A 25,266-nucleotide genomic window follows, 5' to 3' on the forward strand; every position below is an offset into this window, starting at 1 on the left:
TGCTTGGATGGCGATTATGTATATACATATTGAAACGCGCTGCAAGTGCATTGTTGATGGAATGCGGAGAAAAACGTGACGGCGATCTTTGCGGAACAGGCGCTGCTGGCCGATGGCTGGCATGACAAGGTGCGGATCTCGCTGAGCGGCGGTCAGATCGCGAAGGTGGAGCCAGGTTCTTCGCCGCGGAGCGGTGACGAACGCCACGCCATTCTGGTGCCCGGCATGCCGAACCTGCACAGCCACGCCTTCCAGCGCGGCATGGCCGGGCTTGCCGAACTGCGCGGTCCCTCCGCCGACAGCTTCTGGAGCTGGCGCGAGGTGATGTACCGCTTTGCGCTGTCGATGACGCCGGACCAGGTCGAGGCGGTCGCCGCCCAGCTTTATGTCGAAATGCTGGAGGCCGGATTCTCGCGCGTCGGCGAATTTCATTATCTCCACCACGATCGCGACGGAAAACCCTATGCCAACCTTGCCGAGATGGCCGAACGTATTGCCGCGGCCGCCGGCGAAACCGGGATCGGCCTGACGCTGCTGCCGGTGTTTTATGCCCATTCCTCCTTCAGCGGCGCTGCGCCCAACGAAGGCCAGCGGCGATTCATCAACGATGTGAATCGGTTCGAACGCTTGCTTGAGAAAAGCCGCGAATCGGTTCGTGCGTTGAATCAGGCTGTCGTTGGCGTCGCCCCGCACAGCCTGCGCGCCGCGACGCCGGAGGAACTCAGCGCTGTTGCCGCCATTGCGCCGGACGGACCGATCCACATCCACGTCGCCGAGCAGGTGAAGGAGGTCGAGGATTGCCTGGCGTGGTCGGGTGCGCGACCGGTCGAATGGCTGCTCGCCAATGCCGGGATCGACAAGCGTTGGTCCCTGATCCACGCCACCCACATGACCGAGGCTGAGACAACCGGCATGGCCAGAAGCGGCGCCATTGCCGGGCTTTGCCCGATCACCGAGGCCAATCTCGGCGACGGCACCTTTTCAGCACCTCTGTTCATCGAACATGGCGGCCGCTTCGGCGTCGGCTCGGATTCCAACGTGCTGATCGGCCTGCCGGATGAATTGCGCCAGCTCGAATATTCGCAGCGCCTCGCACACCGCGCCCGCAATGTGCTGGCGGTGGCCGGCGGCTCGACCGGGCGGGCTCTGTTCGACGCCGCCCTCGATGGCGGCAGCACCGCACTCGGCACCGGCCCGTCGCGGATCGCCGCCGGCGCCGCGGCTGATTTCGTCTCCCTCGACGAAAACCATCCTTCGCTGGCCGGAAAAAGTGGCGATGCGATCCTCGACGCCTGGATCTTTGCCAATGGCGGCAAGGTCGATTGCGTCTGGGTGCACGGAAAAAAACAAGTCAGCGGCGGCCGGCATGTAGCGCGTGAGACGATCGCCGAGCGCTTTCGTCAGGTGATGACAGCGCTTTCGGCATGAGCATTTCAGAGACAGCGGTGGTAGAAGGCGGCTCGCTGCACCAGCGCATCCTGTCCGACATCAGCGAGAAAATAATGTCCGGCGCCTGGGCGCCGGGCCACCGCATCCCGTTCGAGCACGAGCTGACGGCGCAGTATCATTGCTCGCGCATGACGGTGAACAAGGCGCTGTCGCAACTGGCCAAGGCCGGGCTGATCGAGCGCCGCCGCCGTTCGGGCAGTTTCGTGCGCCAGCCGCAATCGCAGGCCGCGGTGCTGGAAATCCACGACATCAGGATCGAGGTCGAGGCGCTTGGGCTGGCCTATCGCTACGAGCGCGTGGCGCGGCAGAAAAGGCGCAGCAGCGCCGAGGATCGCGCCTTGCTGGAATTGGGAGCGGCTGGACAGGTGCTGGCGCTGGAATGCCGGCATTTCGCCGGCAAGCGGCCGTTCGCGCACGAACAGCGGCTGATCAATCTCGCCGCCGTCGCGGAAGCCGCCGAGGAGGAGTTTCTCGACATCGCCCCCGGCCCTTGGCTGATCGGCCGCGTGCCATGGAGCGAGGCAGAGCACCGTATCCGCGCGGTGGCGGCCGACAGGCATATTGCCGAAGCGCTCGACATCGCAACCGGCGCGCCCTGCCTGGTGGTCGAGCGCCGGACCTGGAGCGCCGAGCACCCAGTGACGCAGGTGAGGTTCACCTACGCCGCGGAGAGCCACACGCTGGTGGCGCGGTTCAGGCCTTCGCAGGGGTAGCTCCTTTACCCTCCCCCTTGTGGGGAGGGTCGCTGCGAAGCAGCGGGGTGGGGGTCGGCGCCAAGCCCCCCACCCGGACCTTCGGTCCGACCTCCCCACAAGGGGGAGGTAGAAGGCTGCACTTTAAATCGCCGCCGTAACAATAATCTCGACCACATATTCCGGCCCTGCAAGCTTGGCCTCGCCCGTGGCGCGGGCGGGCGTGTTGCCTTGCGGGACCCACTTGTCCCATTCCTTGTTCATCTCGGCGAAGGTGCCCATATCGGCCAGCCAGATGATCGCCTGCAGGATCTTGGTCTTGTCGGTGCCGGCCTTGGCCAGCAGTTCGTCGATAGATGCGAGGATCGACCTGGTCTGTTCGCCAACGCTGGCGCCGGGCGTTCCGACCTGGCCGGCGAGATAGACGGTGTTGCCGTGGATGACGATCTGGCTCATGCGCGGGCCAACATCGATGCGACGAATGCTCATGGGATGGTTCCTTCGTTTGTCGGTGCGCCTGTTTAGAGTCGCTGCCGCCTCCGGGCAAGGCCAACAGCGCGAAACCTCTTGAGCCTGGGTTGGATCTTGGGCCGCAAATGTCTATCTGCGCCGAGGTATTTCTTTCCGGCGCGGATTGCCGACCTCGTGTGAGAGTGGCAAGACTTCGCGCCAAACCAGGTTGAGAGGATGAGAGCCATGGAATATCGAGAAATCAGCGAGGACTATTCGGTCTCGGGCCAGATCCAGCCCGAAGATGCCGCCGCCATCAAGGAAGCCGGTTTCAAGAGCGTGATCTGCAACCGGCCGGATGACGAGCAGCCCGACCAGCCTTCGGCCGACAGCGTCAAGGCGGCGGTCGAAGCCGCGGGGCTGGCCTTCCGCTACATCCCGGTAATCAGCGGCCAGATCACAGCCGAGAATGTCGAAGATCAGGCCGAAGCGCTCGACGCGCTCGAAGGCCCGGTGTTTGCTTATTGCCGCTCGGGCGCGCGCTGCACCAATCTCTACGGGCTGATTCAGCAGTCCAAGGGGTGAGCATCTGAGGCGCTGGCGATCCCTCACACCCCCCTCTGTCCTGCCGGACATCATCTCCCCCGCAAGGGGGGAGATCGGATGTCGCCTTCGCTTTTCGCCAATCGCCGACGTTGCAGGATGAGCGCTATCGACAAAGCTGCTGATCTCCCTCCTTGCGGGGGAGATGGCCGGCAGGCCAGAGGGGGGTGCTGTCCCGCCGACGTATCAACTGAAACTCTCTCAAACTAGATCGGCAGCGCGCCGGTTTCCTTCAACGTCTCCAGCACGATCGCCGTCTTTACATGCTGTACCGATTCATGCGGCAGGAGCACGCCGTTGACGAACTCCGACAATGATTTGAGATCGGGTGTCACCACTTTCAGGATGTAATCCATCTCGCCGGTCAACGCGTGCGCCTCCTGCACCTCGGGCAGCCGGGCCAGCAGTTCGCCAAAGCGCCTGGCATTGTCGCGGTTATGGGTGGCGAGCGTCACCGAGATGACGTTGACCAGCGAGAAGCCGAGCTTGTCGCGGTCGAGCACGGCGCGATAGCCCTTGATGTAGCCGTCTTCCTCCAGCCGCTGGCGGCGGCGTGAGCATTGCGATGCCGACAGGTTCACGCGCTGCGAGAGATCGTTGTTGGTGAGCCGCGCGTCGCCCTGCAAGAGAGCCATTATCTTGCGGTCAAATTGATCGATGCGCGCTTCATTCATCGATTCATCTCCAATCATGCATGAATTACGCACGAGATGATCATTTCAAGCGTTTGAATGCAAGCACCGTGCGGTCACTTCGCACTATCATGCGTCATCTCGTGGTCCGATGCGGCCACCATCCGTTTGGAGGAATGCCATGGGTCCCTTCCCGCACGACGCCCCGCCCGCAAAGATCAGCAAGGAAAACCCCGCCGGCACCGACGGTTTCGAGTTCGTCGAGTTCGCGCATGCGGAGCCGCAGAAGCTAGCAGAACTGTTCACCCGCATGGGCTATGTCGCGGTGGCCAAGCACCGCACGAAGGACATCACCGTCTGGCGCCAGGGCGATATCAACTATGTCGTCAATGCCGAACCGGGCTCGCATGCGATGAAGTTCGTCGACAAACACGGCCCTTGCGCCGCCTCGATGGCCTGGCGTGTTGTCGATGCCAAGCACGCATTCGAGCATGCGGTATCGAAAGGCGCCACGCCCTACGACGGCAACGACAAGGCGCTCGACGTGCCGGCCATTGTCGGCATTGGCGGCTCGCTGCTCTATTTCATCGAAGCCTATGGCAAGAAGGGCTCGGCCTATGATGCCGAGTTCGAGTGGCTGGGCGAACGCGACCCGCGGCCGCAAGGCGTCGGCTTCTATTTCCTCGACCACCTCACCCACAATGTCTATCGCGGCCAGATGGACAAATGGTGGGACTTTTATCGCGAGCTGTTCGGCTTCAAGCAGATCCATTTCTTCGACATCGACGGCAAGATCACCGGCCTCGTCAGCCGCGCCATCACCTCGCCCTGCGGCAAGATCCGTATCCCGCTGAACGAGTCCAAGGACGACACCAGCCAGATCGCCGAGTATCTGAAGAAGTACAATGGCGAAGGCATCCAGCATATCGCTGTCGGCACCGACGACATCTACGCCGCCACCGACAAGCTTGCCGACAACGGGCTGAAGTTCATGCCCGGTCCGCCGGAGACCTACTACGACATGTCGTACAACAGGGTGAACGGGCATGACGAGCCGATCGAGCGGATGAAGAAGCACGGCATCCTGATCGACGGCGAAGGCGTGGTCGACGGCGGCATGACCAAGATCCTGCTGCAGATATTCTCCAAAACCGTGATCGGCCCGATCTTCTTCGAATTCATCCAGAGGAAGGGCGACGAAGGTTTTGGCGAAGGCAATTTCCGCGCGCTGTTCGAGTCGATCGAGCAGGACCAGATCAAGCGCGGCGTGATCAAGGTCGATGGCAAGGCGGCGTGAACCGTGAACGTCTCCATAACCGAAGCAAAGGCCAAACTAACGGAACTCGTCGGCCGCGCGGAGGCCGGCGAGGAGATAGTCATCACTCGTCACGGCAAGATCGCGGCGCGGCTCGTGCCACAAGTTCGAGAAGACTTGTTGTCGCGCATAGGTGCCCTGAAGGGCAAGATTTGGATTTCTGACGATTTCGACACTCGGCCCTGAATGGAACGAGTACACCAGATAAAGGTCAGAGGCCCAACCGCTCGACCTCTTCTTTCCTCACCTTCAAATCATAATCGAGCAAAAACTCGTCCAGCTGCGGCGGCGCGACCGAGCTGCCCGAGAGCATCGCGTGAACCTGGCCGCGATGGTGGATGTCGTGCAGGAAGACATGGGCGAGAATGTCGCCGATCTTTTCGGGGATCATGCCGTCCTCGCGCCGGTCGGTGATGACCTGACGGTCGAGATCCGCCTCCGACAGCTTCTCGCAAAAGGCGATTAGGCGTCGATCTGCTGCGACCTGGGCGGCAAACAGCGCCTGCGGCACATCGAACGGCACGTAGTCGTCATAAGCGGCCGCACCGACGCCGCCTTCTTCGAGAAAATCGAGATAGAGATGATCGACCGCGAGGATGTGGTTGAGCGTCGCCTTGATCGACGGGAAGAAGCTTGTGCGCTCGGCTTCGAATTCGCCGGGCTTTAGCTGCAGCACGGCGCGATAGAGCCGGTCGTTCGACCAGAGATTGTTGCCGGCCATGCGGCTGAAATGCTCGAGCAGGGTCACGCGTTCATTCGTCTGATCAGGCCAATGCCAGCCGCCATCACCGCGAAGCCGGCGACAACGATCAGCAGCAGCCGGTTCATGCGCCGCCGCATCGCCTGCGTCTCCTCGTCCCGCGCCACATTGGTGTTGGTGATGGTGTGGAACATCATCGCCTTGCGCGGGTAGCCGCTGCGGTTGGTCAGATCGGGCGAGCGCGCCTCGATGCGGTAGCTCAGCCGGATCGCCTGGATGAAGACCATCAGAATGGCCAACGCCCAGACGCCGGCCAGCAGGTAGAACGCCTCGCCCGTCATTGCATTGCCCCCTCTTATGCCTGGGACTTCTCGACCTTCTGCTCGATGGCGCCGAAGATCGAGTTTCCGCTTTTATTCTTCATCTCGATACGCACCGTATCGCCAAAGCGCAGGAACGGCGCCTTGGGCTCGCCAGACTCAATGGTCTCGATCATGCGCAGTTCAGCGATGCAGGAATAGCCGGCGCCGCCGGCCGCCACCGGTTTGCCCGGCCCGCCATCCAGCTTGTTGGAGACGGTGCCGGAGCCGATGATGGTGCCGGCAACCAGCGGCCGTGTCTTTGCGGCATGGGCAATCAGCGCCGGGAAGTCGAAGGTCATGTCGACGCCGGCATTAGCACGGCCGAACGGCTTGCCGTTGACGTCGGCGAGCAGAGGCAGGTTGACCTTGCCGCCATCCCAGGCGTCGCCGAGTTCGTCCGGCGTCACCGCCACCGGCGAAAAAGCCGAGGACGGCTTCGACTGGAAGAAGCCAAACCCCTTGGCGAGCTCGGGTCCGGTGAGCGCGCGCAGCGTCACATCATTGACCAGCATGACCAGCCGGATGGCGGCGCGCGCCTGGTCGAGGCTGGCGCCCATCGGCACATCGTCGACGACGACGGCGACCTCCGCCTCCATGTCGATGCCGAAGGCTTCGTCCGCCGCGCGGATCGGCTCGCGCGGCGCGATAAAGGAATCCGAGCCACCCTGGTAGATCAGCGGATCGGTCCAGAAGCTTGCCGGCATCTCGGCGCCGCGGGCTTTGCGCACCAGCTCGACGTGGTTCACATAGGCAGAACCATCGGCCCATTGATAGGCGCGCGGCAGCGGCGAATGGGCGTCATGCTCATGGAAGCGTGCCGACGGCACCGCATTGTTCTCCAGCGATTCGGCGATCGTCGCCAGGTGCGGCGAAATCCGCTGCCAGTCGTCGAGTGCGGCCTGCAGCGTGCGCGCCAGGAACGAGGCGTCGGTGAAGCGCGTCAGGTCGCGCGAGACGACGACAAGCTTTCCGTCGCGCGTTCCGTCCCTCAATGTGGCAAGCTTCATGCGGTTTCCTCTCCTGATGCGGCTTTGGCGCCGTCTAATTTCACAACAAGGCCGTCGCGGGCAATCGTCAAGTCACCCACCCATGATTTCCTGACAGCAGCCTCCCAGTCGGCCTCGCCGATCTCGGGATCATCGGCCGGAATGAGGTGGTTGAGCACCAGCCTCTTCACCCCGGCATCGCTGGCGATGCGGCCTGCCTGCTCGGCAAATGAGTGGCTGGCAAGCAGATGCTCTTTCAGCCGCGCGCCATTGCCGGTCCTGGCGACCAGCCGCTCGATGCCTTCTTCCAGCATGGCCTCATGGACGAGAATGTCGGCATTTCGGGCAAAGCCTGCGAGCGGCGGAAAGAAGGCTGTGTCGGCCGAGAACACGACGCTATTCGCACCATGCTCGAAGCGCAGCGCGAAACAGTCGGTCACCGGCGGATGGTCGACGCGCAGTGCCGAGACCTTCAGGCCGCGCTGCGCAAAAATCTCGCCCTCGCCGAATTCCACGATCGAAACCATTTCGCGAATGTCCGGCCTGCCCTCATCGACGATGCGAATTTCGATGTCGAACTCCATCGCCTGGCAGAAACGGCGCCAGTATTGGCCGGTGCCGGGCGGTCCGAACAGCGTCACCGGGCTGGCGAGGCCGGCGGTCCAGGCGGTGTGGAGCAACGGGCCCAGTTCCAGCACATGGTCGGAATGCAGATGGGTGATGAAGACCAGGTCGAGCGCCTTCAGGCTGACGGCGGCATCGACCAGGCCGCGCGTGACGCCGAGCCCGCAATCGACGACGATGGTTCGCCCGCCCAGTTCCAGCAGCGACGAACTCGGCCACGGCCCGCCCGGCCGCAGCGCCGGGCCGCCCTTTGAGCCGAGAAGCACCAGCCGGTCGTTCATTGGGCTGATCTCAAGACCAGTCGCCCTCCGGCGTGCCGTTGAAACGCTTCTTCAGATCGGTCCAGCAATCGATGTAATTGTCCTGCCTCGTTTCAAGCTCGGCGCCGTAGCGGGTGAGCATTTGCGGGAATCGGGTCTCGAACATGAAGGCCATGGTGTTGTCGAGCTTGACCGGTTTCAGCTCCGAGCGCGAGGCCTTTTCGAAGCCAGGCGCGTCTGGGCCGTGGGCCAGCATCAGATTGTGCAGGCTGATGCCGCCCGGGACAAAACCTTCTTCCTTGGCGTCGTACTGGCCGTGGATCAGGCCCATGAACTCGCTCATGATGTTTCGGTGGTACCAGGGCGGGCGGAACGTATCCTCCGCCACCAGCCAGCGCGGCGGGAAGATGACGAAGTCGATGTTGGCGGTGCCCTCCTCGCCGCTCGGCGCCGTCAGCACGGTGAAGATCGACGGATCGGGATGGTCGAACAGGATGGCGCCGACCGGAGAAAACGTCGCCAGATCATATTTGTAGGGCGCATAATTGCCGTGCCAGGCGACGACGTCGAGCGGCGAATGGCCGATCTCGGTGACGTTGAAATTGCCGCACCATTTCACCGTCAGCCGGCACGGCGTCTCCTTCTCCTCGAACCAGGCGCAGGGCGTCTTGAAGTCGCGCGGATTGGCGAGGCAATTGGCGCCGATCGGACCGCGGTCGGGCAGCGTCAGCTTGGCACCATAGTTTTCGCAGACATAGCCGCGCACTTCCTTGTCGATGAGCTCGACCTTGAACACCAGCCCGCGCGGCAAAACGGCGATCTCGCCGGGCCGCAGCTCGATGACGCCCATCTCGGTGACGAAGCGCAAGGCGCCGACCTGGGGGACGATCAGCAACTCGCCATCGGCATTGAAGAAATGGTCGTCGACCATCGATCGGTTGGCGACATAGACATGCGCGGCCATGCCGCTTTGGCCCAGCACATCTCCGGCGCTGGTGATGGTGCGCATCCCTTGAATGAAATCGGTCGGCTCCTTCGGCATCGGCACCGGGTTCCAGCGGTACTGGCCGAGCGCCAGCTCGTGGTCGCCGACATTGGGAGCGGTCTTCCACAGGGGATAGCTCGCCGCCTTGAAGCGGCCGGTGTGTTTTACGCTCGGCCGGATGCGGTAGAGCCAGGAGCGCTCATTGGTGCCGCGCGGGGCGGTGAAGGGCGAGCCCGAGAGCTGCTCGGCATAAAGTCCGTAAGCCGGTCGCTGCGGGGAATTGCGCCCTTGCGGCAGCGAGCCGGGCAGCGTTTCGGTCTCAAAATCATTGCCGAAGCCCGGCATGTAGGAAAATTCCATCCGATCCTCCCTGATCCCGACCGCCGCGAAGCGAGGCCTGCCGGCTATGTTGACCAAACTGGTTTCATTTGTAACCATCGAAAATGTAACTATCAACGGCTGATGCCGCATCCACGGTGCGCATATGGAAACCCTCGAACTCGAAAATTTCCTGCCCTACCGGCTCTACCGGCTGGCCGATGCCGTCAGCCGCGAATTTTCAAAAATCTACCGCGACCGTCACGGTCTGACGCGGCCGGAATGGCGCGCCCTGTCAGGGCTCGGACAGCGCGGCACCATGACGGCGACAGCGCTTGGCGAACAGTCGGCCATGCACAAGACCAAGGTGTCGCGCGCCGTGGCGGAACTGGAGCGAAGGCGCTGGCTGGTACGCACAACTGACGAGAATGATCGACGTGTGGAGCACCTGGCGCTGACGAAGGCGGGGCTGGCGGCCTATGGCGAAATGGTGCCGCTGGCGAAGGCGTTCGAACGGGAGTTGCTGGAGAGGTTGAGCACAGAGGAGCGGACAGCGATTGTGAGCGGCGTGGCGGCGCTGGAGGCAAAACTCACCTTGGGTTGAGATCTTCCCATAAGTTCGACCGTCGCTGAAATCAGATCGCGAATGCGGCAGGCAACGCCCCTAGACCGTAATAGGCGCGTTCGGCTTCAATGAAGCCTCTGACACGGCTTCGAAATGCCGCCGGATCATCAATGTAGGCTAGAAGCGCCTGCGCTTGCGAAGCCGCGTGTCTTTGAGCGCTTTCAAACAGTCGCCTTGCCGTTTCAAAATCACCGGCCAAACCAGCCGCCACCCCGGTGTGGAAGGCCGCCCACTCGCCGTAGGCGCCCGGCTGCAATTCACTCACGAGGATTTTCGCTGTGGTTTGGACGGAAGGGAACATCGATCGGTGAACCTGATCGATTTCGACGACCTTCTTGGCCATTTGATCAACCGCGAGAAGAAACTGTGGCGGGCTCTCGAACGGAACGAACTGTCCAATGCGCTCAACGCGATCGAAGGTAATCGTTTCCGGAAGCGAACCCCAGAGCCAGTGGACTGCTACGTTAAGGTAAGTGCCCTTGGACCAGGAACTGGGCTGGAACTCGACTACACTTAGCCAGAAGCCGCGATCGGCGACCCAGATTCGGGACTGCCCTTTGCGTCGAAATCCGGCCGGCTTCAGTACGAGCTTTGCCTGCGAGGCAATGATACGACCGTGCTCATTGTCCGCCATCTTGCACCCACACGTGCCTCACCAATCCATCACCACCTTGCCCGAACTGCCGCTCCGCATCGCGTCAAACCCCGTCTGGAAATCGTCGATCCCAATGCGGTGCGTAATCAGACCCGACACATCCAGCGGCCCCTGCACCAGGGCGATCATCTTGTACCAGGTCTCGAACATTTCGCGGCCGTAGATGCCCTTCAAGTGCAGCATCTTGAAGATGACCTTGTTCCAGTCGATTTCGAAGCCGGTCGGCGCGATGCCCAGAATGGCGATCTTGCCGCCGTTGTTCATGGTGTCGATCATGTCGCGAAAGGCGGGCGCGGCGCCCGACATTTCGAGGCCGACGTCAAAACCCTCGGTCATGCCCAGCGCCGGCATAACGTCGCGCAGTTTTTCCTTCGAGGCATCGACGACATGCTGGACGCCGAGCTTTTTGGCCAGCGCCAGCCGCACCGGGTTGATGTCGGTGATGACGACTTTTCGCGCCCCCACACATTGGGCAACGAGCGCGCCCATGATGCCGATCGGCCCGGCGCCGGTGACCAGAACGTCTTCACCGACCAGGTCGAAGGACAGAGCGGTGTGGACGGCATTGCCCAGGGGATCGAAGATCGCGGCGATCTCGTCGGGCACATCGTCGGGGATCGGCACGACATTGTGCTGCGGGATCGCCAGATATTCGCCGAAGGCGCCGGGGCGGTTGACGCCGACGCCGAGCGTGTTACGGCAGAGATGCCCCCTGCCGGCGCGGCAATTGCGGCAATGGCCGCAGACGATGTGACCTTCGCCGGAGACACGCTGGCCGACCTTGTATTCGGTGACCGCAGCGCCGAAATCGGCCACCGTGCCGACGAATTCATGGCCGGTCACCATCGGCACCGGCACGGTCTTCTGCGCCCACTGGTCCCAATTGTAGATGTGGACGTCGGTGCCGCAGATCGCCGTCTTCTTGACCTTGATCAGCACGTCGTTGGGGCCGATCTCCGGCACCGGTACCTCTTCCATCCAGATGCCCGGTTCGGCCTTGGCCTTCACCAGCGCCTTCATCATGTTCGACATGCTTTTGTCCCTTGAATCCCTTGATCCGGAATCGCTTTTGGCGATCAGGAAATGACGCCCAACTCTTTTCCCACCGCCGCGGACGCTGCCACGGCGCGGTCGATGTCGGCGCTGGAATGCGCTGCCGACATCTGCGTGCGGATGCGCGCCTGGCCTTTCGGCACCACCGGGAAGGAAAAGCCGATGACATAGATGCCGCGCTTCAGCATGCGCGCCGCCATTTCCTGCGCCAGGCTGGCATCGCCCAGCATCACCGGAATGATCGGATGATCGGCGCCGGCCAGCGTGAAGCCGAGCTTGCCCATTTCGGAGCGAAAGCGCGCCGCATTGGCATAGAGGCGTTCGCGCAGGGCGTCGCCATTGCGGATCAGCTCGAACACCTTGATGGAAGCGCCGGCAATCGCCGGCATCAGCGTGTTGGAGAAGAGATAAGGCCGCGAACGCTGGCGCAGCCAGTCGACGACCTGGCTTTTGCCGGAGGTGTAGCCGCCGGAGGCGCCGCCGAGCGCCTTGCCGAGCGTGCCGGTGATGATATCCACCCTGCCCTCGACGCCGCAATGCTCGGCCGAGCCGCGGCCGTTCTTGCCGACGAAGCCGACGGCATGGCTGTCGTCGACCATGACCATGGCGTCGTATTTTTCCGCGAGGTCGCAGACGCCTTTAAGATTGGCGATGATGCCATCCATGGAGAACACACCGTCGGTGGCGATCAGGCGGAAGCGGCAGTCTTTCGCCTCCTTCAGCCGGGCTTCGAGATCGGCCATGTCGTTGTTGGCGTAGCGGAAACGCTTGGCCTTCGACAGCCGCACACCGTCGATGATCGAGGCATGGTTCAGCGCATCGGAAATGATCGCATCCTCCTCGCCGAGCAGTGTCTCGAACAGGCCGCCATTGGCGTCGAAGCAGGAGCCGTAGAGGATGGTGTCGTCCATGCCGAGGAATGATGAAATCGTTGATTCAAGCTGCTTGTGCTCTTCCTGCGTGCCGCAGATGAAGCGCACCGAGGCCATGCCGTAACCGTAGCGGTCCAGCGCGCCTTTGGCTGCATCGCGCAATTCTGAGCTGTCGGCGAGGCCGAGATAGTTGTTGGCGCAGAAATTCAGCACCTTGTCGCCGCCGACTTCGATCTCAGCCGACTGGGTCGAGGTGATCACCCGCTCGGATTTGTAGAGCCCGGCGGATTTCAGCCCTTGCAGTTCGTTGTCGATATGGGAGAGAAATGCCGCGCTCATGGATCAGGTCCTGTTGAGATTGGCGCGACTGTCGCGCTACGCGCACTAAAAATCCATCGCAAAAGCGACCGTTTCGGTGGCACGGCGGGCTCAACCCTGGCGCGACCCGATCGCATGGCCCGCATGCTGGAGTAGCAGGCACGCGAATACGGCTATGCCGCGAAAGAACATGATAACCATCTCGGCAGCTTTCGTTTACTGCCGAAGCAACAGTTCCGCCGGCTTCCAGACCTGTTAACCCTTTCAAGCCAATGGTCTTCTCGCCACGAATCGGTGGCAGAATCAGTTCGACCGAGGGGTCACCTAGAATATGTCGCAGCAGCCGGCGCAAACCGTCTCGGGCAAACTCATCCTGCTGATCAAGAGCGGCTATTGGCTGGCGCTGCTGATCATCGCCGCCATGGTGATGGCCTCCTTCATCCTGCTGCAGCAGATGATGGCGGCGCAACAGCACAACCATACTCTGCTCGACATCGTCAGCACCCAGAAGGCGCTGTCGCAGCGCATCGTCTTTTTGACCAGCGCAACCGGCTCCGCCGCGCGTGACAAGCAGCCGGCCCTAGTTGCCGCGCTGAAACAGGCGACCGCCGAGTTCGAGACGAACTACGACCTGCTCCTCAAACAGACGGGAGCCGACCCGCTGTCGCCGGCATTGTCCGACCCAAGGTCGATCGAGAGCGTGCTCTACGGCAAGCCGTTCCACCTCGACTATTTCTCGGTCGGGCTGGTCGCCAATGGCGAAAGGCTGATCTCGTCCTTCGAATCCCAGCTCTCCGGCAATGCCGCCTACAAGGGCGGCGGCGAGCGCGTCAATCTCGATGCTTCCGTAGCCAATGCGACGCTGTCGGGTTATGCCGCGCTCGGCCAACGCATCGCCGCATTCGCCGACGAGCGGTCGGAAAAGCTCCTCGATCTCCACCGCACCTTGTTCTACGCCACCATCGGCGTCATCGTGCTGGTGGCGCTTTTCATCTTCCGGCCGATGTCGAAGGCGATCCTGCGCAAGACCCATGAGCTTGTCGATGCCCGCAACTCGATGGCCTTCATCGCCGTACATGACGGGCTGACCGGCCTGCACAACCGCACCTTCCTGACCGATCACTTCGAAACGCTGATCAAGGGCGCGCATCGCCGGCGTGAGAGGCTGGCGGTGATCCAGCTCGACCTCGACCGGTTCAAGCAGATCAACGACACGCTCGGCCACGCCGCAGGCGACTATGTTCTGGTCGTCACCGCGCAGCGCATGCGTGATTCCTGCCGCGCGTCGGATCTGTGCGCGCGCCTTGGCGGCGACGAATTCGTGATGATCCTCAATGGCGCCGGCGGCCCCGAGGACATCAACATGCTGGCCCGTCGCATCCTGGAGGAGATCAACGAGCCGATTACCTTCCAGGGCACGACCATCCTTCCGGGGGCCAGCGCCGGCATTGCCGTCTATCCCATCGACGCCGACAATGCCGAGGATCTGCTCGTCCACGCCGACCTCGCGCTCTATTCCGCCAAGAAGCTCGGCGGCGGCAGCTTCTCGTTCTTCTCCGAGGAACTCAGGCGCGAACTCGATTACCGCAAGCAGCTCGAGCACGACATCAAGGTCGCCATTTCGGAGAACGCCTTCCAGGTCTATTTCCAGCCGCAGGTGTCGCTGAGCAACGGCGCCATCAGCGGCATCGAGGCGCTGGTGCGCTGGAAGCATGCCGAGCGCGGCATGATTGCGCCGGGCGAGTTCATTCCGGTCGCCGAAAAATGCGGCTTCATGCCCGAGATCGGCCGCATAGTCTTTACGAAGGCGATCGAGCAAGCAGCCGAATGGGATCGCGCCGGCATTGCCTTCGGCCGGCTCGCCGTCAACGTGTCCGGCACCGAGCTGCGCGAACCCGACTTCGACCGCTTCCTGTTCGCGACGCTGGAAAAGGCCGGCCTGGCGCCGCAGAAACTGTCGCTTGAAATCGTCGAATCCGTCATTCTCGACGACGAGAAGACGGGCATCGCGGCGAAGCTGCGCCACATCCGCGCTGCTGGCGTCCATCTTGAGCTCGACGATTTCGGCACCGGCTATGCCTCGCTCAGCCACGTCAATCCCAACGAGATCGACCGGCTGAAGATCGACCGCCGCTTCGTCCAGAACATCAACGAGAATGGCGACAACACCAAGATCGTGCGCGCCATCACCGAGCTGGCGCGCGGTCTCGGCATTTCGATCGTCGCCGAGGGCGCGGAAACCGAAGCCGAGCTCGATTCGCTTATGGCAATCGGCTGCGATCAGGTGCAGGGCTATTCCATCGCCTTCCCGATGCCGCAGGACAAAGCGCGCGAATGGCTGCTGGCGCGCAGCCCGAAGAAAGCCAAGCTGAAGGTGCTTCAGGGCAATTTAGCCTAGACTATTGCCCACCGGTGCCGGTCATTTGGCCGGCGCGACATTCGCCCGCAATGCCGCCAGCACCTCGGCGAACTCCGCCAGCCTGTCGTCCGGCAATCCCGCGCGCAGCCGCTTGTCGAAGATGAGAGCCGCCGCCCGCAGCTTCAGGAACATCGTTTCGCCCGCCTGCGTCAGTTCGACCAGATGAACCCGGCGGTTGTCCGGATCGCGGCGGCGCGTCAGCAAGCCTTGCGCCTCCATGGCGTTGAGATGGTGGGTGAGCGTGGCGCCCTGGATGCCGATCATGCCGGCAAGTTCGCGTTGGTTGGCAAGCTCGCTCGACTTGACCGAAAGCAAGGTCAGCCACACCGGCAGCGTGCCCCCGGCCTCGACCAAAGCGGCGTCAAATGCCTGCGCCACCAGCTTGGAGGTGCGCGCGAGATTCATGCCGATTGGCGGACGGTCAAAGGGAGTCATGCGCCGACAGTAGAACAAGGCGCCGAGCGATGGAACGCGGCATTATACATTGACATCGAACCATTTGATACCTAACTATCATGCGTGTCGATCTACCGAGTTCGTATCATCCTGCATTCGACAGGGATCCGAGGACGGGCGGCGGGCAAGGAGGAAGCGGTCATGCAATATGTCTACATCGTCGTTATCGGCCTTCACGTCATGGCCGGTGTGTTCTGGGCCGGCACCACCATCACGCTTGCCCGCGACCCCGAGATCAGGGCGGAGCGCTTTATCGGACCGCAAATGGGCTCGGCCGGCATGGTGTTCGTGACCGGCGCCCTGCTCTGGTATTTCTTCCACGGCGCCTATTTCGGCTCGATGGAAATGGTGCTGGCGCTAGGCATCCTGGCCGCCTTCGCCGCTGCCGGCGTTCTCAGCGTCGTCGTCCGCAAGACCAGCCGGCAGCTTGCCGGCGCGGACGTCGCAACGGAAGCGGCGCTGCGCAGCCAAATGGCACGCGGCGAGCGCATCGCCGCCTGGCTGCTGGTGCTCACCGTGCTTTGCATGGCGACCGCCAGGATGATTTGAGCCCTGCCGCACGTCGCCTCCCGGTTGAAGACCATTCCGCATCGTGCGTCGCCTGGCTCTCGGCTGGTAGCGTACGCGGCGCGCAGTTCGGACGGATGTGCAAGGTGGCTCTCCGCACAGAGGTTTGGCTGCGCGCCACCCATCACTTTGATCGATCGAGTTGCGCCCGCCGGAAGGGTGAGATCGAGCTTTGGAACAAGCCGTAGGCCGGCTTGTAGGCTCAAACCCGCAAGCCGAACCTGATGCCGTCATAGATGGCGGCATGGATGTTGCGCGAGGCGACCGCATCGCCGATGCGCAACAGCACGAAGCCGCCTTCGGGATTGCGTGAAGGAAAAATATCGCCGCCGCCGACCAGCCGCTCATAGTCGACCGCGCCACCATTCTTCGACAGCGGTTTCAGCTGGAGATAGAGATCGTCGAGCGGCGCCGTGCCGTGCTCGACCACCACCTGGTCGACCCGCCTTTCGCCACGCCAGCCATCGGCAAAGTCGGAGGCGAGTTCGGCGACCAGCTGGTTGCCCTCGCGCCGTACCGAGCGCAGCCTGGTGTTGATGGTGATGGTGACGCCCTTCTCCTGGAAGGCGCGCATATAGGGCACGTGGTTCATGCCGCCCATTTCGGGGGCGAAGAAGCGCTCCGGCGAAACCAGCTCCAGCTTCGAACCGGCATTGGCGATCAGCTCCGCCGCGCCCATGCCCTGATGGCCGCCATTGTCGTCGAAGAGCAGCACGTTCTCCGCCGGCTTGACGCTGCCGGCCATGATGTCCCAGCTCGACGTGACGAGATTGTCGCCTGATGTCAGCGGCGGGTTCTGCGGCAGGCCGCCGGTGGCGATCACCACCACATCGGGCGACAGCGCCAGCACATCGTCCTGCTCGGCCCATGTATCGTAGCGGATCCCGACGCCGAGCCGGTCGAGTTCGGCCAGCCGCCAGTCGATGATGCCGATCAACTCCTTGCGGCGCGGGTTCTGCGTTGCCAGCCGAACCTGGCCGCCGGCCTGACCGGAGGCTTCAAGCACCGTGACATGATGGCCGCGTTCGGCCATCACGCGAGCTGCCTCGAGCCCGCCAGCGCCAGCGCCAACGACAACGACGTTCCGCCTGGGCCCTTCGGTCTTCAGGATGATATGCGGAATCTCGGCCTCGCGGCCGGTCGCGGCATTGTGGACGCACAGCGCCTCGCCGCCTTCATAGATACGATCGAGGCAATAGGTGGCGCCGACGCAAGGCCGGATCTCGTGCTCGCGACCTTCCATGACCTTCTTGATGATGTGCGGGTCGGCGATATGGGCGCGGGTCATGCCGACCATATCGAGCTTGCCGGTCGCGATGGCGTGGCGCGCCGTGGCGACATCGGAAATCCGCGCCGCATGGAAGGTCGGAAATTTTGTTGCCGCCCTCACCTCGCCGGCGAAATCGAGATGCGGCGAAGAGCGCATGCCGGTCACCGGGATAACCTTGGTGAGCGCCGCGTCGCTTTCGATCGAGCCGCGGATGATGTTCAGGAAATCGACCTTGCCAGAATTGGCGAGCCGTCTCGCGATCTCGACGCCCTCGGCCTTCGACAGGCCTTTGTCAAAGTCCTCATCGGCGACCATGCGGATGCCGACGATGAACTTTTCATCGACGGCAGCCCGCACGGCGTCCAGCACCATGTCGGTGAAGCGCAGCCGGTTGTCGAGCGAACCGCCGAACTCGTCGTCGCGATGGTTTGTGGCCGGCGACCAGAAGCCGTCCATCAGATGGCCGTAGGATTCGAACTCGATGCCGTCGAGGCCGGCCGCCTGGCAGCGCTGCGCAGCGGACGCATAGTCGGCGACGATGCGCTCGATGTCCCAGTCCTCGATGGTTTTCGGGAACGCGCGGTGCGCCGGCTCACGCACCGGCGAGGCCGACAGCACCGGCAGCCAGTCGGCCTTGTTCCAGCCGGTGCGGCGACCAAGATGGGTGATCTGGATCATCACCTTGCAGTCATGCTCGTGGCAGGCGTCCGCCAGTTCGGCCAGCCACGGCACGATGCGGTCGTCATAGACATGCAGATTGCCAAAGGCGGCCGGGCTGTCGCGCGAGACGATGGCCGAGCCCGCCGTCATGGTCAGCGCCATGCCGCCCTTGGCCTTTTCGGCATGGTAGAGCCGGTAGCGCTGTTTCGGCATGCCGTCCTCTGAATAGGCCGGCTCGTGGCTGGTCGACATCACCCTGTTCTTCAGCGTCAGGTGTTTGAGCTGGTAAGGCTGGAGAAGCGGGTCGTTGCTGGTCATCATCTTCCTGCCATTCCAGTTTGTGTCGGAGCAGCGCGCGCTGCTCCAGTTCTTGTCTTGAGCATCGAATTTATCCGAAAATCGCTGCACACTTTTTGATCCGATGCTAATGAGCGCGGAAATCCCCAGGAAAACCACGATGATCGATACCAAAACCCTCACCCAGCTCGGCGCCCACGTCGAGACGCCACAGAGCCCGGAGACCGCGGTCCTGGAGACCGTGCCGTTCCAGCGCGGCGACGGACCGCCGGCGATGGTGCGCTTCACCTGCCCGGAATTCACCTCGCTCTGCCCGGTAACCGGACAGCCGGATTTCGCTCATATCGTCATCGACTACGCACCCGATGCCACCCTTGTGGAATCGAAGTCGCTCAAACTGTTTTTGACTTCGTTTCGCAACCATGGCGCTTTCCATGAAGACTGCACGGTGATGATCGGCCGCCGCATTGTGGCGGCAACGAAGCCGCTGTGGTTGCGCATAGGCGGCTATTGGTATCCGCGCGGCGGCATTCCGATCGATGTCTTCTGGCAGACCGGCGCTCCGCCCGAAGGCGCCTGGTTGCCCGACACCGCCGTTGCTCCCTATCGCGGCCGTGGCTGAACTGACGTCAGCCATAGGCGGCTTGGCGCCGCGCCCATGCAGCAGTACGACCGCGCCGCAGCTGCCCTTTCGATCAGCCGCCCAGCCGACCAGATCAGGAGCGCCGGGCTGGTCGAGCACGACGCGCTCGACGGGCAAATCGCCGGGAGCCGCCAAAGCTTGCCAAGGCGCGCGGGCGATCAGCATCGTGCCGATGTGCCAGTCGAGGCCGCAGCCGGCAGCGCCCAACCCGACCAACGCGATCGCGAGCAAAACACGAAGCTTCATTGCCGACCACCCGGAAACAATCGGCGGCTTATTCGCACTGATACTGGCTGAGCGCCCATTCACCGGTCACCGAAAGCAGATCGGATATCTTCCAGTCGCCGTCGACCTTCTTCAGCTTCCACTCCAGCCGGTGCTGGTTGCCTTCGACGACGAAGGCGACCACCACCTTGGCCTGATCACCATTGACGGCCTCGATGCTCTTCAGGCTCTTGTCGATCGCAAGCTTGTCGTAATCGGCATTGTCGAGCGCCATGTTGGGGTCGAGGCATTCGCCCTGCCCGGATTTGCGCAACGCGTCGCTCTTGTCGAGTACGGTCTTGGCCGGGTCGACGAAGTTCTTGCGCTGGGTCGGATCGAGCTCCAGTCCGAGATGTTCGTAGAACGGCTTGACCACAGCCGTCGGCGAGCCCGCCAGGACGGGCGCGGCCGGCTCGGCCGGCGGCCACCCAACCGGCGGTGTCGCCGGTTCCACCGCTGTCCCGGGTGGATTTGCCGGCGGTGCTGCGCCGCCCGGCACTATCTCGGCCGGGGCATTTGCAGGTGGCGGACCGAGCAGCCCTTGAGCGGCAGCCGTGTTCAATCCTGCCAGCAGGCATACAGTCAACAAAGTCGGAAGACGGCTATGGGCCATCACGCATCACTCCAGGCCCGATCAGTCACATACCGGCCGAAACGTTCAGCCATGTCATCGGCGCCTGGCGGCAAAGATGCAGACTTTGAGGAAGCTAACAAGCCCTCGATTGCTTGCTTCGCCCGGGTGGTTCCCGCGCGAAGCGCTGCAATCCGCAAACCCTATTTCTGCGCAATGGTTGGCGGGTTCGGACCGTCAGCCGTGTTGCCGTTGAGCTGATTGGTGCCATAGGACGATATGACACCGCCATTAACGATGGCCGTGCCCGTCGTATTACCGGAGATCGTCGATCTGCCGACCCGGATGGTCGCGTTGGCGCCGTCGGCACGCAGGCCGCCTGCCGCTCCGTTGTTGGCCACGGCAACGCCGTCAACCATGATGTTGATCGCAGGCCCGCCGACCGGATTCAGGATGCTGATGCCGGCATTCGTGTTGCCCGACACGCTGCTATCGACGATCGTCGTGTTGGAGCCGCCCGTGTTGCTGGTGCCGTCAGCCTTCACGCCGGCCAGGTTGTTGTTCTCGATCGTCGAGTTCTCGATGATGACCTTGGCAACGCCGGCTGCGGTCGGCTGGATATGAACGCCGTCCGCGCCGTTGCCGGTGATGAAGCTGTTGGTGATATAGAGTTCGGACGCGCCCGACGGTGCGAACAGGATGCCGTTGCCGTTCGGCGCCGCAGAGCTGTTGCCACGAATGACGCAATCCTCGATGTGCAAGGCGGCGCCGACGAGAAAGCGGACGCCATTGATTCCAGGCGATGCCGTCGCTGTGTCGATATCGAGACCGCGCAGAACGACGACGTCGGTCGCCAACGCGTTGATGGTCACTTGCGTCCCCGCATTCGATATGCCTGCCTCGACGTCCTCGCAAGCGATCGTTATCGACTTGGTGATCGTCACCGCGCCAAAGCCGCCCGGGTCGACGCAATTGATTTCGCCGCCGGCAGCCGTTTTCGAAATCGCGCCGGCGAAAGTCTTGCAAGGTGCGGTGCGGCTGCACGGATTGACGTCGTCGCCAACGCCGGAAACCCACGTCCGGGGCGCCTGCGCGGACGCCGGCGTGGCAAGACAAGTCATCACCATGGCGATTAAAATAGAAGATACCATGTATACAATTTTATTCATCTTCTCACCCCCTCAATGGAAAACAACTACTATTGCAGACATGCAATAGTAATCTAACACACCACAGCCAAAAGAGCAACTAGACCACAATTCAATCTGAAATCGGCTCTGTTTCTCGGCCGGCAAAAGCGATCCCCGCGAAGATTGCGATGGTCTCACTGACAGCCCGGTGGAGCGGACCGACAAATCGGGCGCCCTTGGCAAGACATCGATTTCGGTCGTCTTGTAATCTGGCTGTCAGCCACGCCCTACTTCGCGTGGTCCTGCCTCGAGATCATGTCATCAGGACTGGCAGTCGACAACGACAGAGAGGACTGGTGGCAGTACTCCGGGACCCGCCCGGTCATTCAAACTGGTTGCGCGTCCAGCCATAAAATGCACTTGGCGCGGTGTTGCCGCGCCAAGCGTTGCTATCAACAGTTAACCCCTGCAGCTATTTCAGCGCGATGGTTGGCGGATTGGGACCGTCAGCAGTGTTGCCGTTGAGCTGGTTGGTGCCGTAGGACGAGATCAAGCCGCCGTTGACGATGACCGTGCCGGTGCCATTGCCGGAGATCGTCGAGCGGCCGACGCGGATGGTTGCGTTGGCGCCATCGACACGCAGCCCGCCGACCACGCCGTTATTGGCGACGGCAACGCCGTCAACCATCATGCTGATCACCGGCCCACCAGCCGGATTGAATATGCTGATGCCGGCGTTGGTGTTGCCCGACACGCTGCTGTTCACGATCGTCGTGTTGGAGCCGCCCGTGTTGCTTGTGCCGTCAGCCTTCACACCGGCCAGGTTGTTGTTCTCAATGGTCGAGTTCTCAATGATGACCTTGGCAACGCCGCCGGCGGTCGGCTGGATATGAATGCCGTCATTGTTGCCGGTGATGAACGAGTTGCTGACATAAAGTTCGGCTGCGCCCGACGGTGCGAACAAAATGCCGTTGCCGTTCGGCGCCGCAGCCGTGTTGTCGCGAATGACGCAATCCTCGACATGCAAGGCGGCGCCGGCAAGAAACCGGATTCCATTGAGACCTGGCCCAGCCGTCGCGCTGTCGATATCGAGACCGCGCAGAACGATGATGTCGGTCGCCAACGCGTTGACGATGATGCCATTCACCGACGCATTCAACACGCCCGCCTCAACGTCCTCGCAGGCGATCGTCATGGATTTGGTGATGGTTACCCCGCCGAAGCCGCCTGGATCGATGCAATTGATTTCGCCGCCGGCGGCGGTTTTCGGGATCGCACCGGCGAAGGTCTTGCAAGGTGCGGTACGGCTGCACGGATTGGCGTCGTCGCCAACACCGGAAACCCATGTCCGGGTCGCCTGTGCGGACGCCGGCGTGGCAAGACAAGCCACTACAATTGCAACTAGAATTGATGACAATAGATATGTGACCGATTTCATATGCCCACCCTCCAAATTTTGAGCAAGTTAATACTTGCAGCCGAGCAAGGAAACATACCCCGCTACATCTAAAAAAGCAACTACTGATGTGACCAGCCCTGCGGATGCAACTGTTCCAAATCCGGCTTTTCTGCAACCGGCAAATATTGCTGAATCGTCGCAAAATATAGCGACCATCACAAAGGATGTTACGATATTTTGCTTAGCAATTTTATGGCTGTCGCGCTGAGAAACCGCCGTTACAGCATGAAAACAATCACTGACCCTGGGTGCTGACCGTTGCACGATTCGGCAAGCCGCGACAATTGCGGCTGTCATGGGCCGAATACACCCTCGCCTGGATCCGGCGGCGGCGATTATGTCTGAATGCTGCCAATATGCTGGCGAGCCGCGACGCCGGAACAGCGCGTCGGGATCACTCCGGCGCTTTGTCGGGCATGCATTCCAGCGCGCTCAGCGTCCAGTTGCTGGTCTTGGAGGTGATGTCGGCGACCTTCCATTTGCCGTCGATTTTCTTCAGCGACCACAGCATTTCGCGTTTAGAATCATCGCCTTCCGCAAAAAGGCTGAAGGTGGCGGTGACTTCGGCCGTATCGCCATTGACGGTCTCGGCCAGCTTCAATGTCTTGGCAATCGACTTCTGGTCGAAATCCTGGGCGTCAAGGCCGGGATCGAAGTCGAGGCAGGCGACTTCGTCGGGCTTGTTCTTCGTTGCCTGGTCGTTGAGATCGAACAGCTTGGACACCGGCTCGGTGAAGCGGTCGCGGTACTTTGCATCTCCCTCGAATTTCACCTCGGGCACATAAAAGAACTTCACGGCGTTGGAAGCCGGCCCGGCCAGCACTGTCGCTGGCAAGGCAATCGAAAAGACAGCGGCAAGCACCATCGGTTTCATGCAGGATCTCCGGACGTTTGGCGGCAAGGTGCAATACCAGACATCCTGCATATCGGTTTTTTTGCGGCTCATGAAGCCCCGGCTGCACCGTCTCAGCCATCAAGCCAGACGTTCTGCAGGTCCATCTCGAAGGTCTGGTGGACGCCGTAGTTCTTCACCTTCTTGTTCATGTGGCTGTAGAGCTTCTGCCAGAAGGGTTGAATGATGACGCCGGAATCCTGCAGGATCTGCTCGACATCCTTCATCACCTCACGCCGCTTCTCCACATCGATCAGCGACAGCGCCTGCTTCAGCTTGGCGTCGAAGTCCGGGTTGGAATAGGCCGATTCATTCCAGGCCTCGCCGGTGCGATAACCAAGCGCCAGGACCTGGACGCCAAGCGGGCGCATGTACCAGATGGTCATCGAATAGGGATATTTCGTCCAGTCGTTCCAGAAGGTCGAGCCCGGCAGCACCGTGCGCTTGACCTTGATGCCGGCGTCGCGCAGTTGGCCGGCAATCGCGTCGCCGGTGTTCTTCTGCCAATCGTCCTCGACGGTGATCAGCTCGTGCTCGAAATCGGCCTGCCCAGCGTCGGCCATCAGTTTCTTGGCGCCGGCCGCGTCGCGCGTCTTCTTGGGCAGCGCGAAATATTCAGGATGGATAGGGCTGACATGGTGGTTTTCACCGACCGTCCCTCGCCCGGCATAGCCGAGTTCCAGCACCGCATTGTTGTCGACCGCCATCTGCAGCGCGTTGCGCACCCGCTGGTCGTCATAGGGCTTGTGGGTAACGTTCGTGCGGGCAACCAGCGTGGTTGCCGTCGCAACCTCGGACTTCTCCAGCCCCATCTTATCCAGGATGTCGATGAAGTCGGCCGGCGTCTCGAAATTGAGGTCTATCTCGCCGGATTCGAAGGCGTTGATCGAAGCGTTGAAGTCGGTGCCGTAGTCGATGAACTCGACGCTGTCGAGCGGCGCTTCACCACCCCACCACTTGCCGTTTTCACGACGCTTGACCACCGCCTTCTGGCCGACATCGTAGGAGACCAGTTCGAACGGGCCCGTGCCGATCGGCTTCTTGACCGGGTCGGCGCCTTCGGCGTCGAAATTGCGGTGGACGACGAGCGCGGGATAATCGGTGAGGTTCGGGATCAGCGAAATGTCGGGCGCGCTGAGCGTCAGCTTGACCGTATTGTCGTCGACCTTGGCGATCGCGCCTTCCCTGGCCTTGCCCGACTTTTCGTCGATCAGCCCGCCGACGCGAGCGGCCATGGAGTTGCCGGCGACCTTTTTCTCGCACCAGCGGGTAACATTGAAGACCACGTCATCGGCGTTGAAAGCATCGCCATTGTTCCAGGTGATGCCCTTGCGCACATGCAACGTGTATTCCGTGGCGTCGTCATTGATGTCCCAGCTTTCGAGCAGCACTGGCTCGAAGGTGAATTCCCTGGTGTAGCGGACCAGCGGCTCCAGCCAGCAGCGCGAGATGTTGGCGAGTTCCACCCAGTCATAGGTGCGCGGATCTTTTTGGGCCTTGACCGACATCGATATGTGCAGCGTGCCGCCCTTCTTCGGCTCCTCGGCAAAAGCCTGTCCCGGCGCGGCAAGGCCGATCATGCCGTAGGCCAGCGCCGTCGATGCGCCGAACGCACTTGCCAATGCAAGAAACTCGCGCCGGTCCATACGGCCAGCACGCGTCTCTTGCGCCATCGCCTCGATGGCCGTTGGCACGCGATCGCCATTGCTTTTGAAAAGTGTCATGTCTTTCTCCCTTGC

The 25,266-nt window shown here is 62.1% G+C and carries 28 protein-coding genes; 10 read left to right on the top strand and 18 right to left on the bottom strand.

Going from position 1 to position 25,266, the window contains the following annotated elements:
- The first annotated feature begins 75 nt into the window (after positions 1-75).
- A complete protein-coding gene (locus tag NKI64_RS21175; protein WP_023682917.1) occupies positions 76-1,428 on the top strand; it encodes a formimidoylglutamate deiminase in 1,353 nt (450 codons plus the stop codon).
- Positions 1,425-2,162, top strand: a complete 738-nt coding sequence (gene hutC, locus NKI64_RS21180; protein ID WP_023682918.1) for a histidine utilization transcriptional repressor HutC — start codon at positions 1,425-1,427, stop codon at positions 2,160-2,162. Before NKI64_RS21175 ends, hutC begins: the two co-directional genes overlap by 4 nt.
- Before the next feature lie 123 nt (positions 2,163-2,285).
- Here the strand turns inward: hutC and NKI64_RS21185 are convergent, their stop codons facing one another.
- Positions 2,286-2,630, bottom strand: a complete 345-nt coding sequence (locus NKI64_RS21185) for a RidA family protein (protein ID WP_023682919.1) — start codon at positions 2,628-2,630, stop codon at positions 2,286-2,288.
- A 207-nt stretch (positions 2,631-2,837) separates the two neighbouring features.
- On the opposite strand from NKI64_RS21185, the gene NKI64_RS21190 reads away from it, so the two are divergent.
- A complete protein-coding gene (locus NKI64_RS21190; protein ID WP_023672907.1) occupies positions 2,838-3,176 on the top strand; it encodes a protein tyrosine phosphatase family protein in 339 nt (112 codons plus the stop codon).
- Between the two features lie 224 nt (positions 3,177-3,400).
- On the opposite strand, the gene NKI64_RS21195 is transcribed toward NKI64_RS21190, so the two are convergent.
- The gene (locus tag NKI64_RS21195; protein ID WP_023705774.1) at positions 3,401-3,868 is read right to left on the bottom strand and encodes an Lrp/AsnC family transcriptional regulator; all 468 of its coding nucleotides are present in this window, start codon (positions 3,866-3,868) and stop codon (positions 3,401-3,403) included.
- A gap of 139 nt (positions 3,869-4,007) precedes the next feature.
- On the opposite strand from NKI64_RS21195, the gene hppD reads away from it, so the two are divergent.
- Both hppD and NKI64_RS21205 read left to right on the top strand, forming a co-directional pair.
- Positions 4,008-5,123, top strand: coding sequence for a 4-hydroxyphenylpyruvate dioxygenase (gene hppD / locus NKI64_RS21200; RefSeq protein ID WP_023694412.1), 1,116 nt, complete (start codon positions 4,008-4,010; stop codon positions 5,121-5,123).
- 3 nt (positions 5,124-5,126) lie between these two features.
- Complete coding sequence (locus tag NKI64_RS21205; RefSeq protein WP_084565901.1) at positions 5,127-5,327, top strand: type II toxin-antitoxin system prevent-host-death family antitoxin; 201 nt, start codon at positions 5,127-5,129, stop codon at positions 5,325-5,327.
- 25 nt (positions 5,328-5,352) lie between these two features.
- Here the strand turns inward: NKI64_RS21205 and NKI64_RS21210 are convergent, their stop codons facing one another.
- From NKI64_RS21210 to hmgA, 5 genes are read right to left on the bottom strand one after another with little or no spacing between them, the layout of a single operon-like run.
- Positions 5,353-5,889, bottom strand: coding sequence for a DinB family protein (locus tag NKI64_RS21210; protein ID WP_023694414.1), 537 nt, complete (start codon positions 5,887-5,889; stop codon positions 5,353-5,355).
- The gene (locus NKI64_RS21215; RefSeq protein ID WP_023705773.1) at positions 5,886-6,182 is read right to left on the bottom strand and encodes a hypothetical protein; all 297 of its coding nucleotides are present in this window, start codon (positions 6,180-6,182) and stop codon (positions 5,886-5,888) included. The genes NKI64_RS21210 and NKI64_RS21215 overlap by 4 nt, the downstream gene beginning before the upstream one ends.
- 14 nt (positions 6,183-6,196) lie before the next feature.
- Positions 6,197-7,210: a fumarylacetoacetate hydrolase family protein gene (locus NKI64_RS21220; RefSeq protein WP_023705772.1), complete on the bottom strand. Its 1,014-nt coding sequence runs from the start codon at positions 7,208-7,210 to the stop codon at positions 6,197-6,199.
- Positions 7,207-8,094, bottom strand: a complete 888-nt coding sequence (locus NKI64_RS21225) for an MBL fold metallo-hydrolase (RefSeq protein WP_023705771.1) — start codon at positions 8,092-8,094, stop codon at positions 7,207-7,209. The genes NKI64_RS21220 and NKI64_RS21225 overlap by 4 nt, the downstream gene beginning before the upstream one ends.
- A gap of 10 nt (positions 8,095-8,104) precedes the next feature.
- A complete protein-coding gene (gene hmgA / locus NKI64_RS21230; protein ID WP_023705770.1) occupies positions 8,105-9,418 on the bottom strand; it encodes a homogentisate 1,2-dioxygenase in 1,314 nt (437 codons plus the stop codon).
- Positions 9,419-9,542: 124 nt separating this feature from the next.
- On the opposite strand from hmgA, the gene NKI64_RS21235 reads away from it, so the two are divergent.
- A complete protein-coding gene (locus NKI64_RS21235) occupies positions 9,543-9,980 on the top strand; it encodes a MarR family winged helix-turn-helix transcriptional regulator (protein WP_023705769.1) in 438 nt (145 codons plus the stop codon).
- Positions 9,981-10,011: 31 nt separating this feature from the next.
- Here NKI64_RS21235 and NKI64_RS21240 read toward each other — a convergent pair whose 3' ends face one another.
- Genes NKI64_RS21240 through NKI64_RS21250 form a run of 3 tightly spaced genes read right to left on the bottom strand, consistent with a single transcriptional unit; the run spans position 10,012 to position 12,920 of the window.
- Positions 10,012-10,635: a DUF4304 domain-containing protein gene (locus NKI64_RS21240; protein ID WP_352669803.1), complete on the bottom strand. Its 624-nt coding sequence runs from the start codon at positions 10,633-10,635 to the stop codon at positions 10,012-10,014.
- A gap of 18 nt (positions 10,636-10,653) precedes the next feature.
- A complete protein-coding gene (gene tdh / locus NKI64_RS21245) occupies positions 10,654-11,688 on the bottom strand; it encodes an L-threonine 3-dehydrogenase (RefSeq protein WP_023672918.1) in 1,035 nt (344 codons plus the stop codon).
- A 44-nt stretch (positions 11,689-11,732) separates the two neighbouring features.
- The gene (locus NKI64_RS21250; RefSeq protein ID WP_352669806.1) at positions 11,733-12,920 is read right to left on the bottom strand and encodes a glycine C-acetyltransferase; all 1,188 of its coding nucleotides are present in this window, start codon (positions 12,918-12,920) and stop codon (positions 11,733-11,735) included.
- Positions 12,921-13,230: 310 nt separating this feature from the next.
- On the opposite strand from NKI64_RS21250, the gene NKI64_RS21255 reads away from it, so the two are divergent.
- A complete protein-coding gene (locus NKI64_RS21255; RefSeq protein ID WP_023724848.1) occupies positions 13,231-15,297 on the top strand; it encodes a putative bifunctional diguanylate cyclase/phosphodiesterase in 2,067 nt (688 codons plus the stop codon).
- A 21-nt stretch (positions 15,298-15,318) separates the two neighbouring features.
- Here NKI64_RS21255 and NKI64_RS21260 read toward each other — a convergent pair whose 3' ends face one another.
- The gene (locus tag NKI64_RS21260; protein ID WP_023672921.1) at positions 15,319-15,723 is read right to left on the bottom strand and encodes a MarR family winged helix-turn-helix transcriptional regulator; all 405 of its coding nucleotides are present in this window, start codon (positions 15,721-15,723) and stop codon (positions 15,319-15,321) included.
- A gap of 192 nt (positions 15,724-15,915) precedes the next feature.
- Here NKI64_RS21260 and NKI64_RS21265 point away from each other — a divergent pair, with 192 nt between their 5' ends.
- Positions 15,916-16,323, top strand: a complete 408-nt coding sequence (locus NKI64_RS21265; protein ID WP_352669810.1) for a hypothetical protein — start codon at positions 15,916-15,918, stop codon at positions 16,321-16,323.
- A 220-nt stretch (positions 16,324-16,543) separates the two neighbouring features.
- On the opposite strand, the gene NKI64_RS21270 is transcribed toward NKI64_RS21265, so the two are convergent.
- Entirely contained in the window at positions 16,544-18,589 is a 2,046-nt protein-coding gene (locus NKI64_RS21270; protein ID WP_023730498.1) for an oxidoreductase, read from the bottom strand.
- Positions 18,590-18,728: 139 nt separating this feature from the next.
- Here NKI64_RS21270 and queF point away from each other — a divergent pair, with 139 nt between their 5' ends.
- Together queF and NKI64_RS21280 are read left to right on the top strand one after the other, a co-directional pair.
- Positions 18,729-19,190, top strand: coding sequence for a preQ(1) synthase (gene queF / locus NKI64_RS21275; RefSeq protein WP_023736396.1), 462 nt, complete (start codon positions 18,729-18,731; stop codon positions 19,188-19,190).
- Positions 19,191-19,226: 36 nt separating this feature from the next.
- Positions 19,227-19,508, top strand: a complete 282-nt coding sequence (locus tag NKI64_RS21280) for a hypothetical protein (RefSeq protein ID WP_352669813.1) — start codon at positions 19,227-19,229, stop codon at positions 19,506-19,508.
- On the opposite strand, the gene NKI64_RS21285 is transcribed toward NKI64_RS21280, so the two are convergent.
- The 6 genes from NKI64_RS21285 to NKI64_RS21310 form a co-directional block, all read right to left on the bottom strand.
- A complete protein-coding gene (locus tag NKI64_RS21285) occupies positions 19,486-20,088 on the bottom strand; it encodes a YqhG/Tai3 family protein (protein ID WP_023736395.1) in 603 nt (200 codons plus the stop codon). The two genes, NKI64_RS21280 and NKI64_RS21285, sit on opposite strands and share 23 nt — an antisense overlap.
- A 161-nt stretch (positions 20,089-20,249) precedes the next feature.
- On the bottom strand, positions 20,250-21,215 hold the full coding sequence (locus NKI64_RS21290; protein ID WP_352669816.1) for a right-handed parallel beta-helix repeat-containing protein: 966 nt from the start codon (positions 21,213-21,215) through the stop codon (positions 20,250-20,252).
- Positions 21,216-21,648: 433 nt separating this feature from the next.
- Positions 21,649-22,566, bottom strand: coding sequence for a right-handed parallel beta-helix repeat-containing protein (locus NKI64_RS21295; protein WP_352669819.1), 918 nt, complete (start codon positions 22,564-22,566; stop codon positions 21,649-21,651).
- 75 nt (positions 22,567-22,641) lie between these two features.
- The gene (locus NKI64_RS21300) at positions 22,642-22,932 is read right to left on the bottom strand and encodes a hypothetical protein (protein WP_352669822.1); all 291 of its coding nucleotides are present in this window, start codon (positions 22,930-22,932) and stop codon (positions 22,642-22,644) included.
- Positions 22,933-23,029: 97 nt separating this feature from the next.
- The gene (locus NKI64_RS21305) at positions 23,030-23,509 is read right to left on the bottom strand and encodes a DUF3828 domain-containing protein (RefSeq protein WP_352669825.1); all 480 of its coding nucleotides are present in this window, start codon (positions 23,507-23,509) and stop codon (positions 23,030-23,032) included.
- Positions 23,510-23,601: 92 nt separating this feature from the next.
- Positions 23,602-25,251, bottom strand: a complete 1,650-nt coding sequence (locus NKI64_RS21310) for an ABC transporter substrate-binding protein (protein ID WP_023682934.1) — start codon at positions 25,249-25,251, stop codon at positions 23,602-23,604.
- Between the last annotated feature and the right edge of the window lie 15 nt (positions 25,252-25,266).

The organism is Mesorhizobium sp. M0478, assembly GCF_040321305.1.
In the GTDB taxonomy this organism is placed as follows: domain Bacteria; phylum Pseudomonadota; class Alphaproteobacteria; order Rhizobiales; family Rhizobiaceae; genus Mesorhizobium.

What these genes read in the sequence shown, in the direction of transcription:
- NKI64_RS21260 (WP_023672921.1), bottom strand. Translation starts at nt 15,723, where the DNA reads ATGAATCTCGCGCGCACCTCCAAGCTGGTGGCGCAGGCATTTGACGCC.
- NKI64_RS21280 (WP_352669813.1), top strand. Translation starts at nt 19,227, where the DNA reads ATGCAGCAGTACGACCGCGCCGCAGCTGCCCTTTCGATCAGCCGCCCA.
- NKI64_RS21300 (WP_352669822.1), bottom strand. Translation starts at nt 22,932, where the DNA reads ATGACAGCCGCAATTGTCGCGGCTTGCCGAATCGTGCAACGGTCAGCA.
- NKI64_RS21215 (WP_023705773.1), bottom strand. Translation starts at nt 6,182, where the DNA reads ATGACGGGCGAGGCGTTCTACCTGCTGGCCGGCGTCTGGGCGTTGGCC.
- NKI64_RS21225 (WP_023705771.1), bottom strand. Translation starts at nt 8,094, where the DNA reads ATGAACGACCGGCTGGTGCTTCTCGGCTCAAAGGGCGGCCCGGCGCTG.
- NKI64_RS21235 (WP_023705769.1), top strand. Translation starts at nt 9,543, where the DNA reads ATGGAAACCCTCGAACTCGAAAATTTCCTGCCCTACCGGCTCTACCGG.
- NKI64_RS21285 (WP_023736395.1), bottom strand. Translation starts at nt 20,088, where the DNA reads ATGGCCCATAGCCGTCTTCCGACTTTGTTGACTGTATGCCTGCTGGCA.
- NKI64_RS21195 (WP_023705774.1), bottom strand. Translation starts at nt 3,868, where the DNA reads ATGAATGAAGCGCGCATCGATCAATTTGACCGCAAGATAATGGCTCTC.
- tdh (WP_023672918.1), bottom strand. Translation starts at nt 11,688, where the DNA reads ATGTCGAACATGATGAAGGCGCTGGTGAAGGCCAAGGCCGAACCGGGC.
- NKI64_RS21270 (WP_023730498.1), bottom strand. Translation starts at nt 18,589, where the DNA reads ATGACCAGCAACGACCCGCTTCTCCAGCCTTACCAGCTCAAACACCTG.
- hutC (WP_023682918.1), top strand. Translation starts at nt 1,425, where the DNA reads ATGAGCATTTCAGAGACAGCGGTGGTAGAAGGCGGCTCGCTGCACCAG.
- NKI64_RS21185 (WP_023682919.1), bottom strand. Translation starts at nt 2,630, where the DNA reads ATGAGCATTCGTCGCATCGATGTTGGCCCGCGCATGAGCCAGATCGTC.
- NKI64_RS21250 (WP_352669806.1), bottom strand. Translation starts at nt 12,920, where the DNA reads ATGAGCGCGGCATTTCTCTCCCATATCGACAACGAACTGCAAGGGCTG.
- NKI64_RS21240 (WP_352669803.1), bottom strand. Translation starts at nt 10,635, where the DNA reads ATGGCGGACAATGAGCACGGTCGTATCATTGCCTCGCAGGCAAAGCTC.
- NKI64_RS21265 (WP_352669810.1), top strand. Translation starts at nt 15,916, where the DNA reads ATGCAATATGTCTACATCGTCGTTATCGGCCTTCACGTCATGGCCGGT.
- NKI64_RS21220 (WP_023705772.1), bottom strand. Translation starts at nt 7,210, where the DNA reads ATGAAGCTTGCCACATTGAGGGACGGAACGCGCGACGGAAAGCTTGTC.
- NKI64_RS21305 (WP_352669825.1), bottom strand. Translation starts at nt 23,509, where the DNA reads ATGAAACCGATGGTGCTTGCCGCTGTCTTTTCGATTGCCTTGCCAGCG.
- NKI64_RS21290 (WP_352669816.1), bottom strand. Translation starts at nt 21,215, where the DNA reads ATGAATAAAATTGTATACATGGTATCTTCTATTTTAATCGCCATGGTG.
- NKI64_RS21190 (WP_023672907.1), top strand. Translation starts at nt 2,838, where the DNA reads ATGGAATATCGAGAAATCAGCGAGGACTATTCGGTCTCGGGCCAGATC.
- queF (WP_023736396.1), top strand. Translation starts at nt 18,729, where the DNA reads ATGATCGATACCAAAACCCTCACCCAGCTCGGCGCCCACGTCGAGACG.
- hmgA (WP_023705770.1), bottom strand. Translation starts at nt 9,418, where the DNA reads ATGGAATTTTCCTACATGCCGGGCTTCGGCAATGATTTTGAGACCGAA.
- NKI64_RS21310 (WP_023682934.1), bottom strand. Translation starts at nt 25,251, where the DNA reads ATGACACTTTTCAAAAGCAATGGCGATCGCGTGCCAACGGCCATCGAG.
- NKI64_RS21255 (WP_023724848.1), top strand. Translation starts at nt 13,231, where the DNA reads ATGTCGCAGCAGCCGGCGCAAACCGTCTCGGGCAAACTCATCCTGCTG.
- hppD (WP_023694412.1), top strand. Translation starts at nt 4,008, where the DNA reads ATGGGTCCCTTCCCGCACGACGCCCCGCCCGCAAAGATCAGCAAGGAA.